General features: G+C 70.6%; 13 protein-coding genes. 12 read left to right on the plus strand and 1 reads right to left on the minus strand.

The features are described from left to right. Positions 1 to 110 precede the first annotated feature (110 nt). The 6 genes from tyrS to MJ607_RS09245 all read left to right on the plus strand — a co-directional run bounded on the left by tyrS (position 111) and on the right by MJ607_RS09245 (position 5,931). A complete protein-coding gene (gene tyrS, locus MJ607_RS09220; RefSeq protein WP_374238046.1) occupies positions 111 to 1,451 on the plus strand; it encodes a tyrosine--tRNA ligase in 1,341 nt (446 codons plus the stop codon). Between the two features lie 44 nt (positions 1,452 to 1,495). After that, positions 1,496 to 2,323 (plus strand): DUF4184 family protein, encoded by an 828-nt coding sequence (locus tag MJ607_RS09225; protein WP_243075296.1) that lies wholly within the window; start codon positions 1,496 to 1,498, stop codon positions 2,321 to 2,323. A 111-nt stretch (positions 2,324 to 2,434) separates the two neighbouring features. After that, positions 2,435 to 3,187, plus strand: coding sequence for a 3-oxoacid CoA-transferase subunit A (locus tag MJ607_RS09230; protein WP_243075297.1), 753 nt, complete (start codon positions 2,435 to 2,437; stop codon positions 3,185 to 3,187). Further along, a complete protein-coding gene (locus MJ607_RS09235; protein ID WP_243075298.1) occupies positions 3,184 to 3,885 on the plus strand; it encodes a 3-oxoacid CoA-transferase subunit B in 702 nt (233 codons plus the stop codon). Before MJ607_RS09230 ends, MJ607_RS09235 begins: the two co-directional genes overlap by 4 nt. Position 3,886: 1 nt before the next feature. After that, positions 3,887 to 5,056: a thiolase family protein gene (locus MJ607_RS09240; protein ID WP_243075299.1), complete on the plus strand. Its 1,170-nt coding sequence runs from the start codon at positions 3,887 to 3,889 to the stop codon at positions 5,054 to 5,056. 83 nt (positions 5,057 to 5,139) lie between these two features. Next, a complete protein-coding gene (locus MJ607_RS09245) occupies positions 5,140 to 5,931 on the plus strand; it encodes an IclR family transcriptional regulator C-terminal domain-containing protein (protein ID WP_243075300.1) in 792 nt (263 codons plus the stop codon). 46 nt (positions 5,932 to 5,977) lie between these two features. Here the strand turns inward: MJ607_RS09245 and MJ607_RS09250 are convergent, their stop codons facing one another. Further along, entirely contained in the window at positions 5,978 to 6,925 is a 948-nt protein-coding gene (locus tag MJ607_RS09250) for a LysR family transcriptional regulator (RefSeq protein ID WP_243075301.1), read from the minus strand. 210 nt (positions 6,926 to 7,135) lie between these two features. On the opposite strand from MJ607_RS09250, the gene MJ607_RS09255 reads away from it, so the two are divergent. From MJ607_RS09255 to MJ607_RS09280, 6 genes are read left to right on the plus strand one after another with little or no spacing between them, the layout of a single operon-like run. Then, positions 7,136 to 8,437, plus strand: coding sequence for a DUF6379 domain-containing protein (locus MJ607_RS09255; protein WP_243075302.1), 1,302 nt, complete (start codon positions 7,136 to 7,138; stop codon positions 8,435 to 8,437). Between the two features lie 17 nt (positions 8,438 to 8,454). Beyond that, complete coding sequence (locus MJ607_RS09260) at positions 8,455 to 9,933, plus strand: DUF6379 domain-containing protein (RefSeq protein ID WP_243075303.1); 1,479 nt, start codon at positions 8,455 to 8,457, stop codon at positions 9,931 to 9,933. Beyond that, positions 9,926 to 10,843: an alpha/beta hydrolase gene (locus MJ607_RS09265; RefSeq protein ID WP_243075304.1), complete on the plus strand. Its 918-nt coding sequence runs from the start codon at positions 9,926 to 9,928 to the stop codon at positions 10,841 to 10,843. The genes MJ607_RS09260 and MJ607_RS09265 overlap by 8 nt, the downstream gene beginning before the upstream one ends. After that, positions 10,840 to 12,462, plus strand: coding sequence for a DUF5597 domain-containing protein (locus MJ607_RS09270; protein ID WP_243075305.1), 1,623 nt, complete (start codon positions 10,840 to 10,842; stop codon positions 12,460 to 12,462). The genes MJ607_RS09265 and MJ607_RS09270 overlap by 4 nt, the downstream gene beginning before the upstream one ends. Then, a complete protein-coding gene (locus tag MJ607_RS09275; RefSeq protein ID WP_243075306.1) occupies positions 12,459 to 13,388 on the plus strand; it encodes a nucleoside hydrolase in 930 nt (309 codons plus the stop codon). The genes MJ607_RS09270 and MJ607_RS09275 overlap by 4 nt, the downstream gene beginning before the upstream one ends. Continuing rightward, positions 13,385 to 14,389 (plus strand): NAD-dependent epimerase/dehydratase family protein, encoded by a 1,005-nt coding sequence (locus MJ607_RS09280; protein ID WP_243075307.1) that lies wholly within the window; start codon positions 13,385 to 13,387, stop codon positions 14,387 to 14,389. Before MJ607_RS09275 ends, MJ607_RS09280 begins: the two co-directional genes overlap by 4 nt. The last annotated feature ends 76 nt before the right edge of the window (positions 14,390 to 14,465 follow it).

A 14,465-nucleotide genomic window follows, 5' to 3' on the forward strand; every position in this document is an offset into this window, starting at 1 on the left:
CCGCCGGACTTCTTTCATGAAATGGCCACCCAAAGCTGGGTGGCCATTTCACGTTAACGGACCGAATCTCTGCTGCGCGCAGACCGGAGCGACGACCGGAGCGACGACCGATGACACAGCCCGAACAGGCCGCTGATAGCGTGAAGCGCGTGCCCGAAACTGCTGTGACCGCGCTCGCGCCCGCCAACGATCCCGCATTTGGGAACGTGTGGGACGAGCTGCTCTGGCGTGGACTCGTGCACGTCTCGACCGATCAGGACGCGCTTCGCGACCTGCTCGCGGGCGACCCGATCACGTACTACTGCGGCTTCGACCCGACAGCGCCGAGCCTGCACCTGGGCAACCTCGTGCAGCTGCTCCTCATGCGCCGGCTCCAGCTCGCCGGCCACAAGCCGCTCGGTCTCGTCGGTGGCTCGACGGGTCTCATCGGAGACCCGCGGCCGAGCGCAGAGCGCACGCTCAACACGAAGGAGACGGTGGCCGAATGGGTCGGCTACCTGCGCTCGCAGGTCGAGCGCTTCCTGAGCTTCGAGGGTGACAGCGCTGCGCGCATCGTCAACAACCTCGACTGGACGGCGCCGCTCAGCGCGATCGACTTCCTCCGCGAGATCGGCAAGCACTACCGCGTCGGGACGATGCTCAAGAAGGACGCCGTGAGCGCCCGCCTCAACTCCGAGGCCGGCATCAGCTACACGGAGTTCAGCTACCAGATCCTCCAGGGCCTCGACTACCTCGAGCTGCACCGCGCGTACGGCTGCGTGCTGCAGACGGGCGGGTCCGACCAGTGGGGCAACCTCACGAGCGGCGTCGACCTGATCCACCGCGTCGAGGGCGTCTCGGTGCACGCGATCGGCACGCCCCTCATCACGAACAGCGACGGCACGAAGTTCGGCAAGAGCGAGGGCAACGCCATCTGGCTCGACCCCGCGATGTGCAGTCCGTACCGGATGTACCAGTTCTGGCTCAACACCGACGACGCCGACGTCCTGCCGCGCCTGAAGATCTTCACCTTCCTCACGCGCGATGAGATCGACGAATACGCGCGCCTCGTCGAGGCCGAGCCGTTCCGTCGCGCCGCGCAGAAGCGCCTCGCCCTCGAGGTCACGACGTTCGTCCACGGACCGGATGCCACGTCCGCCGTGATCGCGGCATCCGAGGCCCTCTTCGGCCAGGGCGACCTGACCCAGCTCGACGCCGCGACGCTGCGTGCGGCACTCGAGGAGCTGCCGAACGCCGCTGTCGCCTCGGGCACGCCCGTCGTGCAGGCGCTCGTCGACACGGGACTCGTCACGAGCCTGAGCGAAGCGCGCCGCGCCATCGCGCAGGGCGGCGTCTCGATCGACGGCGCCCGCGTCGAAGACGATGCCGCGACCGTCCACGGGACGCTCCCCGGCTCGGTCTCGGTGCTGCGCCGCGGCAAGAAGACCCTCGCCGGCCTCTTCGTCGACTGATCCGTCCGGCTTCCTCTCTCCCCGGTCGCTGAGCCTGTCGAAGCATGCCGTTCACGCCGAGCCACGCGGTCGTCGCGCTGCCGTTCCTGCGCACGCCCCTGATCCCCGCCGCGATCGCGGTCGGGGCGATGGCTCCCGACCTGCCGCTCTTCGTGCGCGCTCCGATCTTCGGGTACGCGCGCACGCATGACCTCGCGTGGCTGCCCGCCACGACGGTGCTCGCGCTCATCCTGCTGCTCGTGTGGCGGTGCGTCCTGCGCCCCGCGACGCGGGAGCTCTCGCCCCGATGGCTCGCCGCCCGGCTCCCGGCAGGGTGGGACGTCGGTACGGCCGGGGCCGCGCGCGAGACGTTCGCGATCCGGACGGATGAGCGGCCGGACGGCGTGCGACGGTCGCGAGTGTCGTGGACCGGCATGCTGCTGCTGCTCGCGTCCCTCGCCCTCGGTGTCGCGAGCCACATCCTGTGGGACCTCTTCACGCACAAGGGTCGTTGGGGTGCGGACGTGTTCCCGCCGCTCGCGCAGCAGTGGGGTCCGCTCGCCGGCTACAAATGGCTGCAGCACGGCTCGAGTGTCATCGGCCTCGCGATCATCGGCATCTGGGCGCTGCTGTGGCTGCGGCGGCGCGGGGGAGCGGCATCCGTCCCCCGACTCGTCCCCTCGTGGCTGCGCTGGGGCTGGTGGCTCTCGCTCCCCGTCCTGCTCGCGGGCGCCTGGGTTCTGGGGCTCGCGACGTGGGGTTCGTTCGACGCGCAGTTCACGCCCGCGCACCTCGGCTACCGGGTGCTGCCGCAGGCGTGCGCGCTGTGGGGCGCGCTGACCGTCGCGTTCGCGATCGGCATCCAGATCGCGCGCGGGCGGGCGCGCGCCTGACCCGCGCCTCCCATCCAGTGGGAGTCGGGGCGCCGCAGCGAGCGGCTTCCAGAGTATCCTGATCGTATCAGTCTGCGAACGCGCGTTCGCATAGCGAACAAAGGAGTCCCGGTGATCGACAAGACGGTTCCGGATGCCGCGGCCGCGGTCGCCGGCATCCCCGACGGGTCCACCGTCATGATCGGCGGGTTCGGACGGGCGGGGCAGCCCGTCGAGCTCATCGACGCGCTCATCGAGCAGGGTGCGGGAGACCTCACGATCGTCGCCAACAACGCCGGCAACGGCGACACGGGCCTCGCGGCCCTCCTCGCGAAAGGTCGCGTGCGGAGGATCGTGTGCTCGTTCCCGCGCCAGCATGACTCGCACGTCTTCGACGGTCTGTACCGCGACGGGCGGATCGAGCTGGAGCTCGTGCCGCAGGGTAACCTCGCGGAGCGGATCCGGGCGGCGGGTGCCGGGATCGGCGCCTTCTTCTCGCCCACCGGCGTCGGCACCGAGCTCGCGGCCGGCAAGGAGTCACGCGAGATCGAGGGCCGGCAGTACGTGCTCGAGTACCCGATCACGGCGGATTTCGCCCTCGTGAGCGCGCTGCAGGGCGACCGCTGGGGCAACCTCGTCTACCGCAGGACGGCGCGCAACTTCGGTCCGATCATGGCGTCCGCCGCGACCACGACTGTCGTGCAGGTCGACGAGATCGTGCCGCTCGGCGCGTTGGACCCGGAGAGCGTCGTCACGCCGGGCATCTTCGTCGACCGCGTCGTCGCCGTGGGCGAGCGGCCGTGGCTCGAGGACGGCGTCTTCGTCGGCGGAGTCGACCTCGAGGGCAGGCCGCTCGCGGCCGCCGGAACGGAGAACGACCGATGAGCACGCGCATCAGCCGTGACCAGCTCGCGGCGCGGATCGCCGCCGACATCGCCGAGGGCTCGTACGTCAACCTCGGCATCGGCGCGCCGACCCTCGTCGCGAACTTCCTGCCTGCCGACCAGGAGATCATCCTGCACACCGAGAACGGGCTGCTCGGCATGGGGCCCGCACCGGATGCCGCGCACGTCGACCCCGACCTCATCAACGCCGGCAAGCAGGCCGTCACAGCGCTGGCCGGCGCCGCGTACTTCCACCACGCCGACTCGTTCGGCATGATGCGCGGCGGACACCTCGACGTGTGCGTGCTCGGCGCGTTCCAGGTGAGCGAGACGGGCGATCTCGCGAACTGGTCGACGGGCGCGCCCGGCGCGATCCCCGCCGTCGGCGGTGCGATGGACCTCGCGATCGGGGCGAAGGCCGTCTACGTCATGACCGACCTGCTGACCAAGACGGGCGAGTCCAAGCTCGTCCCCGCGTGCACCTACCCCCTCACGGGCGTCGGCTGCGTCACCCGCGTCTACACCGACCAAGCCGTGTTCGACGTGACACCCGACGGCTTCCTCGTGCGCGAGGCGTTCGGAGACAATACCGTCGCTTCGCTGTCCGAGCTCACGGGGCTCACTCTGCTGCACGAGTTCGACTTCCCGCCTGCACTCGCCTACGACCCCGCGCCGTTCCAGCCGGCCGAACGGAGCTGACATGACCGCATCCGTCATCTACGACGCCGTCCGCACACCGTTCGGCCGCGCGGGAGGAGCGCTCTCGGGCGTGCGCCCCGACGACCTCGCCGCCGTCGTCATGAAGGCCGCCGTCGAACGCACGGGCGTGGACCCCGCGCGCATCGACGACGTGATCTTCGGCGACGCGAACCAGGCCGGTGAGGACAACCGGAACGTCGCGCGCATGGGCGCGCTGCTCGCGGGCCTCCCGTCGTCGGTGCCCGGCGTCACGGTGAACCGCCTCTGCGGCTCGTCCGTCGAGGCCGTCATCCAGGGGTCGCGCGCGATCGAGGCGGGCGATGCCGACCTCATCCTCGCGGGCGGGGTCGAGTCGATGAGCCGCGCACCGTTCGTGGTCGAGAAGTCGGCGAAGCCGTTCCCCGCAGTGGGCAACCAGACGCTCTGGAACACCGCGATCGGGTGGCGCATGGTCAACCCCGCGCTGCGCAAGGACTGGACGATCTCGAACGGGGAGTCGGCCGAGAAGCTCGCGCAGATCTACTCGATCTCGCGCGACGCGCAGGACGCGTTCGCGCTGCGCAGCCATCGCCTCGCGGCGCAGGCGTGGACGGACGGCGTCTTCGCCGGCGAGATCACGCAGGTCGCCGGGGCCGAACTCGCGCGCGACGAAGGCATCCGCGAGGACACGACGCTCGAGAAGCTCGGCACCCTGCGGGCGCTGTTCGCGTCCGACGGCACCGTGACGGCGGGCAACTCGTCGCCCATCAACGACGGCGCATCAGCGGTGCTGCTCGGCCGCGAGGGTGCCCTCGATGCCGAGCCGCTCGCCCGCATCACGGGCCGCGGCGTCTTCGGCAATGACCCGGACGTGTTCGGCGTCGCGCCCGTCGAGGCCGCGAACCGCGCCCTCGCGCGGGCCGGCCGCACATGGGCGGACGTCGACCTCGTGGAGCTCAACGAGGCGTTCGCCTCCCAGAGCCTCGCGTGCGTGCAGCTGTGGCGCGACCTGGATCCCGAGAAGGTCAACGTCCACGGCGGCGCGCTCGCGATCGGGCACCCGCTCGGCGCCTCGGGTGGGCGGATCATCGGCCGCGCCGCGCACGAGCTGAAGCGCCGCGGGGGAGGCGTCGCGGTCGTCGCGATCTGCATCGGCGTCGGCCAGGGCCTCGCCGTTGTCCTCGAGCGATGACGAGAGCATCGCGGATCTTCACCGGTGTACGCGGAACGCGCACCTAAGGTGACACGAGTGACATCTCGCGTGGGGGGTAGAGCATGACGGTGGCGGAGGACGCGACATCCGGCGACTTCGTGCAGTCGCTCGCGCGGGGGCTGGCCGTCATCCGCGCGTTCGACGCCGACCACCACGAGCTCAGCCTCAGCGACGTCGCGCGGCGGTCGGACATGCCGCGCGCCGCGGCGCGGCGCTTCCTGCGCACGCTCGAGACCCTCGGCTACGTGCGCGGCGCGGGTGAGGGGACGGGCCGCTCGTACGCGCTCACTCCGCGAGTGCTCGAACTCGGCTTCAGCTACCTCTCGGCGCTCTCGCTGCCCGAGATCGTGCAGCCGCACCTCGAGCAGCTCTCGCGCGACGTCGACGAGAGCGTCTCGGCAGCCGTGCTCGACGGCGCCGACATCGTCTACATCGCGCGCGTCCCCACACGCCGCATCATGAGCGTCCGCATCACGATCGGCACGCGATTCCCCGCGTACGCGACGAGCATGGGGCGCGTCCTGCTGGGTGGGCTCACGGAGGGCGAGGCGGATGCCGCGCTCGAGGCATCCACTCTGCCGGCCCTCACCGACCGCACGCTGACCGACCTCGGCGATCTGCACGACGAGCTCGCGCGCGTGCGCGACCAGGGCTGGTCTCTTGTCGACGGCGAGCTCGAGCCGGGGCTGCGCTCGGTCGCGGCTCCGCTGCACGGCCGGGACGGCCGGGTCGTCGCTGCGCTCAACGTCTCGACGAGCGCGACGCGCGACTCGATCGAGCACCTCGTCGAGGCGTACATCCCTCCGCTTCTGCGCACGGCGGCGGCGATCGAGGCGGAGCTGCGGCTCGTCTGACGGGTCCGTGCGAACCGCGAACGCCCGGACCCGCGACCGTCTCGGCTCAGCCGGCGAGGACGGGGTGCAGCCGGGTCGAGACGATCTTGGCGGCCTCGTCGAAGATGCCGCGCATCCAGGCGTGCTCGGGGTCGCGACTGTGGACGGGATGCCACCACAGCGCGTTGACGACGGGCGTCGCGGCGAACGGCGCCTCCAGGATGCGCACGCCGGCGACGGACTCGGCGACGTGCGCGAGCCCCGCCTGCAGCAGTCCGAGGCGGTTCGTGCCGGCGATGAAGTGCGGCAGCGCGAGGAAGCTCTCGACGACTGCTTCGACGTGCGGCTCGATGCCGAGCTGCTGCAGCTGCCGCGCCGCCGAGGTGAAGGCCGTCCGCGACTGGTAGGTGAAGACCCACGGCAGGGCGCCGAGCACCTCCATCGTGAGCTCGTCGCCGACGAGCTCGTTCGACTCGGACGCGACGATGACCCATCCGTCGCGCCAGAGGTCGGCGTAGGGGAGATCGACGAGGTAGCCGTGCGGGATGACCATGCCGTCCGCGGCGCGCAGCCGGTTGAGAGCGTCGTCGACGATCGTCGGGTTGTGCAGGACGAAGCGGAAGCGCACGCCGGGTGCGGACTCGGCCGCGAGTCGCGACACCTCGCTGCCGATCGTCGCGAAGCCGTAGTCCGAGCCGTAGATCGAGAACTCGCGCGTCGACTCGCGCGGGCTCCAGCTGGCCTGGCTCTCGAACACGCGGCGTGCGGCCTCGAGCGCCGTCGTCGTGTGCTCCGTGAGCCGCAGGGCGAGCGGCGTGAGCTCGTAGGTGTTGCCGCGGCGAGCGAGGATCGGGTCGTTGAAGTGCGTGCGCAGACGTGCGAGCGATGCGCTCAGGGCGGGCTGGCTCAAGTGCAGGCGCTCGGCGGCGCGGGTGACGCTGCGCTCGGTCAGCAGCGCATCCAGCGCGACCAGCAGGTTGAGGTCGAGCCGGGACAGCAGCGGTTGATCGGACACGACGGTGTGGTCCTCCGGTTTCGGGGTCCGTTCAGTGTATCCGCGCAGTCTATGGACCCGGTAGGGCGTATCGCTCGCGACGATGACCGCGGGTCAGCGCGGCTTATGCGCGCATCAATCCTACTTATGTCGAAAACATGCCGAATGGTCTAGAGTGGAGCCGACGCCCCGCCCGTTCGGCGCGGGTCCGCAGCCAGAGAGCGAGCATCGATGCTTCTCGAAAGAGACCTCATCCAGTCCGTCGGATTCCGCAACGTCCGGGAAGGAGGCGAGGTCACCGGCTTCCAGCTGCGACTGCGGATGCCGTCGTATCGCGGGATGGCGGCATCCCTCATCGACGGCGTCTCGGTGCGGGTCGGCGACATCGTCGATGTCGCCCACGACGTCGCGCTCTGGACCTTCGAGGGCCGCACGTACTCGCTGCAGGAGCTGTGGGACTCGGAGGGCGTGCGCTGGCCGCTCGAAGAGGCCGCGATCGTGACCGTGCCGTTCGCGGGAGGACTTCCCGAGGGCACGCACGAGGTCTCGATCGAGCTGCGGCTGCGCATGTCGTACATCCCGCAGGAGCACCAGCCCTCGACCTACCGCGTCTCGCGCCACATCACCCTGACCTCGGGCGAGGACGGCGGGCCCTTCAAGTACGGCGTCTCGCTCTACAGCTTCATGACCGACTACGGCACGGTGCTCGACCTCGAGACGGCGCTCGCCGCGGTCGCCGACGTCGGCGCGACGGGCATCGAGATCCTCGGCGAGGGCCACATCGAGCGCTACCCCGAGCCGACGACCGAGTGGATCGACCGGTGGTTCGCGCTGCTCGAGAAGTACTCGCTCGAGCCCACGAACTACGGCTCGTGGATCGACACGCGCCTGCACTCGAGCGGGAAGAACGCGCGCGACCTCACGGCCGTCGAGGGCGCCGCGATGCTGCAGCGCGACCTTCGGCTCGCGAAGCGCCTCGGGTTCCAGTTCGTGCGACCCAAGATCGGCGTCGTCTCGAGCGACCTCGTGCCGCACCCCATCTGGACCGAGTCGGTGGAGCGCTCGCTCGACCTCGCGGCGGAGCTCGACGTGATCGTCTGCCCCGAGATCCACTCGCCGACGCCCATCAAGCACGAGGTCGTCGACGACTACATCGACCTCATCGAACGCACCGGCACGAAGCATTTCGGCCTCCTGCTCGACACCGGCATCTTCCAGGATCGCCCGATTCCCCTGAGGCCCGGCGAGCTGCCCGGCCAGCGTCCGGCGTTCCTCGACGGCATCGGCGTCGATCCCGCCGACATCGCCGACATCGCGAAATACGTCGTGTTCATCCAGGCGAAGTTCCACGACATCGACGAGAACCTCGAAGACCAGCAGATCCCGTGGGAGCCCGTCCTCGGCGCGCTCAAGAACGCCGGCTACACGGGCTACCTCTCGAGCGAGTACGAGGGCGACCGCATCCCGTGGCGCTCGATCGAGCAGGTGCGCCGCCAGCACTCCCTCATCCGCTCCATCGCAACGCGTCTCTGAACGGACAGGAAAGAACCATGCCCAACGGACTCATCGCCGAAGACAGCCTCCGCCCGCACCCGGACGGGCTCGCGCTGAAGCTCACCCTCCCCTGGTACCGCAGCCTGTGGCTCTCGTCGGTCTCGACGCTGCGCGTCACGGTCGACGGCGCCGAGGTGCCCGCGGCCGATCTCGCTCTCGAGCTGGACGGGCGGCGCTACGACATCGCCGAGCTGCCTCTGCAGAGTGACGTGCTGTGGTTCCTGCAGCAGCATCCGCTCCTCGTCGTGCGCCGCGACGCCCCGGTCGCGCTCGGCGAGCAGCACGACGTCGAGATCTTCGGCGAGCTGCGCCTGCCGTACATGCAGATCGCACCCGGGCAGGACGGCGGTCCCGGCATGTACGTGCCGAACATCGTGCGCCAGGCGTTCACGCTGACGGTCACGGATCGGGATGCCGCGCCGCCCGCCCTCGTCCGCGATGTGCCGCCGCCGCCCGCCGCAACGGAGGACGACCCGTTCAAGCTGGGCCTCACGCTCTACTCGGCGAGCGCGGAGTTCCGTGCGGGCTGGTTCGACTTCGACGGTCTGCTCGATCGCGTCGCCGAACTCGGCATCGGACCCGGCATCGAGATCGTCGCGTCGCAGGTGCTGCCGACCTACCCCGTCGTCTCGGACGAGTTCGTGCGCACGTGGCGAGCGGCGTTCGACAAGCACGGCTTCGATGAGAGCTCCTTCGGCGCGAATCTCGACATGGGCCGCCGCCGCGACCGCGACATGACGCCCGACGAGGAGTTCGAGTTCAGCGAGCTCATGTTCCAGGGCGCCAAGAAGCTCGGCTTCCCGCTCGTACGCATCCAGAGTGCCAAGCCCGAGCTGCTGCGCCGCCTGCTGCCCGTCGCCGAGAAGCTCGAGCTGAAGCTCGCCTATGAGATCCACGCGCCGATGGGGCCCAACGCCGAGCCCATCCTCAAGGTGCGCGACACCTATGCCGAGCTCGACTCGCCTCTGCTCGGGTTCGTCGCGGACTTCTCGTCGACGATGCACAGCATGTCCCCCACGCTCCTGCGGGCCGTGCAGCGCGCAGGACTCGACGAGGCCGCCGTCGCGCGCCTGCAGGAGATCTGGGCGACGGATGCCTCGATGCGCGAGCGTCAGCAGGAGTTCATCGCCTACCTGCAGAGCCGCGACTTCGACCCGGGCCGCCTGGGCTCGTTCGCGCACCTCGCGTTCAACATGCACGGCCGCGTCTACCCGCGCGAATGGGCCGACATCATGCCGCAGATCACGCACGTCCACGCGAAGTTCTACGACATCGACGAGAACGGCCAGGAGCCCGCGATCGACTATCCCGAGCTCGTGCGCGTCTTCGTCGAGGGCGGCTACCGCGGCTACTGGTCGAGCGAGTGGGAGGGGCACGCGTTCGCCGAGCTCGGCGAGGTCGACCCGCTGCTGCTCGTGCGCAAGCAGCACGACCTCATCCGCACCTCGATGCGGGCAGTGGCCGCGCATGCCTGAGGCCGAGGTCGACTTCCGCACCCTGCCCCTGCCCGAGGTGCTGCGCCTGTTCCGTGAGCAGGGCGAGCCCGCCGACCCGCGTCCCGACATCGACGACGCGTCGCTGCGCCGGCGATTCCCGCGGCTCGCGGGCGTCGAGACGAGAGAGCTGCGCATCGACGGACCCGGCCGGCGGCTCGTTCCGGCCCGGCTCTACCGCGACGCGTCGGCCGCGGCATCCGGTCGCGCCCTCGTGTGGGTGCACGGCGGCGCCTTCATCGGCGGGCATCTCGACATGCCCGAGTCGCACTGGGTCGCGCTCGAACTCGCGGCCCGCGGCATCCCCGTGCTCGCGGTCGACTACGTCAAGTGCCTCGGCGACGTGCACTTCCCCGAGCCGTCCGACGACGTGCTCGCCGCGTGGCGGCACGCCGTCGCCCACGCGGAGGAGCTCTTCGGGGTCCCCGCGTCGGCTGTCTTGCTGGGCGGCGCGAGCGCGGGTGGCAACCTGACGGCCGGTGCCGTCGCGCGGCTGCGGGATGCCGGAGATGAGGTGCCCGCGGGGCTCGTCCTCGTCTACCCCGTCGTGCACCCCAACGGGCCGAAGGCGTCGGCCGAGCTGGACCCCGCGTCGCCGCATAGTGAACTCGCCCTCAACTTCGCGGGGTCTGCGAACGGGTTGCGGGATCCGCACGCGTTCGCGGCGCTCGGGTCGGTCGAGGGATTCCCGCCCACGCTCGTCGTCGTGTGCGAGCTCGACGGACTGCGGCCGTCGGGCGAGGCGTTCGCGCGCCAGCTCGCGGCCGCCGGCATCCCGGCCGCGCTGCATTTCGAAGCCGGCGCCGACCACGGCCACATCAACGAACCTTCCGACCCCACCGGCTTGCCCACGATCGCGGCCATCGCGGACTGGATCGGCGGAGAGCGGTGAGCGCGCCGCGCTGGCGACTGGATGCCGGTCGGCTGCTCTTCGACGACGAGCCGGCGCTGCTGCTCGGCGGCCAGGTGCACAACTCGACGTCATCGAGCCCGGCATCGATCACGAGTTCATTCGGGCGCACGCGCGACCTCGGCGCCAACACCGTCATCGCGCCCGTGTGCTGGGACCTCTCGGAGCCTGAAGAGGGTGTCTTCGACTTCGCGCTGGTCGACACGCTCCTGACGGAGGCCGACCACGCGGGCCTGCGCCTCGTCCTCCTCTGGTTCGGTGCGTTCAAGAACGCCGCCTCGACGTACGCCCCGCGCTGGGTACGCGCCGACGCCGCGCGGTTCCCGCGCGCCGTGGTCGGCGCGCACGACCGTGCGCCGTTCACCTACGAGGGCGCGACGCACAAGCCGGTCCTCAGCGTCTTCTCGCCCTCGCTGCGGGAGGCCGACGGCCGCGCCTTCGAACGGTTCGTGCAGTTCGTCGCCGAGCATCCGCTGCGCGACCGCGTCGCTCTCATCCAGGTCGAGAACGAGGTCGGACTGCTCGCCGACAGCCGCGACCGATCGGCCATCGCCGAGGCGGCGTGGGCCGGGTCGGTGCCCGCCGAGCTCGTCGCGTTCGTCGAGCGCACGGCCGCCGATTCGATCGCGAAGCGGCTGTGGGAGGCGCAGGGCGCACCCCGCGCGGGCACGTGGCGCGAGCTGTTCGGAGACGACTGGCAGGCCGACGAGGTCTTCATGGCGTGGGCGTTCTCGACCTACGTCGAGTCGCTCGCGGCACGCGCTGCGCGCATCTGGCCCGTCCCGCTCTTCGCGAACGCCTGGCTCGGTCCGCAGCCGGGTCAGGACCGTGCCGGCCAGTACCCGAGCGGCGGCCCGGCGGCGCGCGTGCTCGACGTCTGGCGGGCGGGTGCCCCGTCGCTCGACATGCTGAGCCCCGACATCTACGTCGACGAGGCCGCACCCGTCGTCGACGCCTACAGCGCCTCCGGTGCGACGCTCTTCGTGCCCGAGTGCCGCGTGCGCGTCGCCGACATCGCGACCTCTCTCGCCGCGGGAGCCGTCGGCTGGTCGGCGTTCGGCGTCGAAGACATCCGCGTCGGCAGTCAGGTCTCGCAGCTGCTCGGGCAGCTCGTTCAGCTCGAGTCTTCGCTCCCGCAGGCGCAGCGGGACGGGCGGCTCGAGGCGATCGTGCTCGGGGAGGGCGTCGAGTCCGCGCGGGTCGTCATCGGCGATCTCGAAGTCGTCGCACGCGGCACGCGGGCGCTCTTCACCCGCATGCTGCTCGACGCGGGCGTCGGGCATCCCGTCACGCCGCCTCCGCCCCCTGCCGAGACCGACGCCGACGCCGCTGTCGCGAGCCCGCACGACACCAGGCCCTTCGGGCTGATCGTCGACGAGGGCGACGACACATTCCTCGTGTTCGGCCAGGGTCTCACGCTCGACTTCTTCCGTGACGGCACAGTCGTCGAGTACGACTCCGTCGGCGAGGGACGCTTCGTCGACGGCACCTGGGTCGCGGGGCGCTCGCTCAACGGCGACGAGCGCCTGCGCGTTCTTCCGCTCGATGAGGTCGGTGCCGTGCGCATCCGCCTGGTCACGGTGTCGGGCGTCACGGCATGACGACGGACACCGTTCGGGATGCCGCCTACCGCCGCATCCCCGTCACCCCGCAGGCGCGTGTCGTCGTCGACAACGACTATGCGGGGGATCCCGACGGTCTGCTCGCACTGGCCCACCACCTGCTCGCGGATGCCGCGGTGATCCGCGCCATCACGTGCACGTCCATCGCGATGGAAGGAATGCCGTACGCGGCGGGGAACCCCGCGCGCCTGATCGCCGAAGAGCTCGTCCGGCGGCTCGGGGTCGCGGACGTCCCGGTCTCGGACGACGTGCAGGTGCGCTTCGACGAGCTGACCGGGCTCACCGACGGCGCTCGCCTCATCCTCGAGGAGTCGCGGCGCGAGGATGAGCTGCCCCTCTTCGTCGCGTGCGGGGGGCCGCTCACCCACCTCGCCTCGGCGCTCCGCGAGGATCCGACACTGGCCGAGCGGATGGAGCTCGTCTGGATCGGCGGCGGCGCCTACCCGGACGGCGCGTGGGAGTACAACCTGAAGCTGGATGTCGCCGCGGCCCGCTTCGTCTTCAACGAGAGCCGAGCACGGATCGTCCAGGTTCCTCAGCACGTCTACCGGCAGTGCCTCATGTCCGTGGCCGAGCTCGAGGCGGGGCTGCGCAGGTCGGGGGAGTTCGGGTCGTGGCTCTACGACCGGTTCACCTCACCGCCCGACTTCATCCGCATCGGCGGGATCTGGCCCATGGGCGACAGTCCCCCCGTCCTGATCACGGCACTCGGGACCGAGTCGAGCACCTTCCGCACGGTGGATGCGCCGTGGATCGACGAGGACGGGCTGTACGCGCGGCATCCCGATCCTCGTCCGCTCGTCGTCTACGACACGGTCGACGTGCGCCTCATGTTCGCCGACTTCTTCGCGCGACTCGACCTGCACGCGGCGGGACAGCTGACCACGGAAAGGGAGCGATCGTGAAGGTCGTCGTCGTCGGCGGAACCGGCAACATCAGCACGAGCATCGTCCGGCGGCTGCTCGACGAAGGACACGACGTCACGTGCGTCAACCGCGGCACGACCGCGGCGGCGCCCGAGGGCGTCGAGACGATCGTCGTCGATCGGCAGGACCGCGAGCGGTTCGAGTCGGCGGTGCAGGCGGGTCGCTTCGACGCCGCGATCGACGTCATCGCATTCACGCCCGACGACGTGCGGTCGAGCATCCGCGCCTTCCGCGACGTCGGGCACGTCATCCACACATCGACGGTGACTGTCCTGGGCGAGAGATTCGACTGGATGCCGGTGACCGAGGATCACCCCGTGCGCCCGACGGTGCCGTACGCCGCCGCGAAGGCCGACGCCGAGCGCGTCCTGCTCGAGGCGCACTACGGCTCGGGGTTTCCCGTCACGATCATCCGGCCGTCCACGACGTACGGCCCGAAGCGCGCGCTGCGCCAGCTCGGGATCGACAGCACGTGGGTGCACCGCATCCGGGCGGGGAAGCCGATCATCAAGGTCGGCGACGGACGCGCGACGCACCACCTGCTGCACGTCGATGACGCCGCGTTCGCGTTCGTCGGCGCCCTCGGCAAGCAGCGCTGCCTCGGTCAGACCTACCACCTCGTCCACCCGCAGCACACGACGTGGGAGGAGTTCCACGCCGCAGCGATGCGGGTCGTCGGGCGCGAGGTCGAGCAGGTCGGCGTGCCCGCCCAGGTGCTCGAAGCCGTCGACGAGCAGCGGTTCCTGTTCGCGACGAAGGTCTTCGCCCACAACATGCTCTTCAGCGCCGACAAGGTGCGGCGCGACATCCCGGAATTCCGTCCCGTCGTGACGGTCGAGGCGGGACTCGCCGAGACGGTCGAGTACATCGATGCGCACGGGCTCGGCCAGGGCGGCGACGATCTCGAGGACCGCATCATCGCGGCGCAGCGCGGCGTCGCGGGCTCGGCGTCCACGGCCGCTGGCGAAGCCGGGGAGTGATATGAGTCCGGAGACTTCCGACCTCATCCGGGCGAGCCTGCGTGGCGCGGTCGACGTCGAGGTCAGTGAGACGGGT

Source organism: Microbacterium sp. SS28, assembly GCF_022761035.1.
Lineage (GTDB): Bacteria > Actinomycetota > Actinomycetes > Actinomycetales > Microbacteriaceae > Microbacterium.

What these genes read in the sequence shown, in the direction of transcription:
- MJ607_RS09240 (WP_243075299.1), top strand. Translation starts at nt 3,887, where the DNA reads ATGACCGCATCCGTCATCTACGACGCCGTCCGCACACCGTTCGGCCGC.
- MJ607_RS09225 (WP_243075296.1), top strand. Translation starts at nt 1,496, where the DNA reads ATGCCGTTCACGCCGAGCCACGCGGTCGTCGCGCTGCCGTTCCTGCGC.
- MJ607_RS09265 (WP_243075304.1), top strand. Translation starts at nt 9,926, where the DNA reads ATGCCTGAGGCCGAGGTCGACTTCCGCACCCTGCCCCTGCCCGAGGTG.
- tyrS (WP_374238046.1), top strand. Translation starts at nt 111, where the DNA reads ATGACACAGCCCGAACAGGCCGCTGATAGCGTGAAGCGCGTGCCCGAA.
- MJ607_RS09235 (WP_243075298.1), top strand. Translation starts at nt 3,184, where the DNA reads ATGAGCACGCGCATCAGCCGTGACCAGCTCGCGGCGCGGATCGCCGCC.
- MJ607_RS09245 (WP_243075300.1), top strand. Translation starts at nt 5,140, where the DNA reads ATGACGGTGGCGGAGGACGCGACATCCGGCGACTTCGTGCAGTCGCTC.
- MJ607_RS09260 (WP_243075303.1), top strand. Translation starts at nt 8,455, where the DNA reads ATGCCCAACGGACTCATCGCCGAAGACAGCCTCCGCCCGCACCCGGAC.
- MJ607_RS09275 (WP_243075306.1), top strand. Translation starts at nt 12,459, where the DNA reads ATGACGACGGACACCGTTCGGGATGCCGCCTACCGCCGCATCCCCGTC.
- MJ607_RS09255 (WP_243075302.1), top strand. Translation starts at nt 7,136, where the DNA reads ATGCTTCTCGAAAGAGACCTCATCCAGTCCGTCGGATTCCGCAACGTC.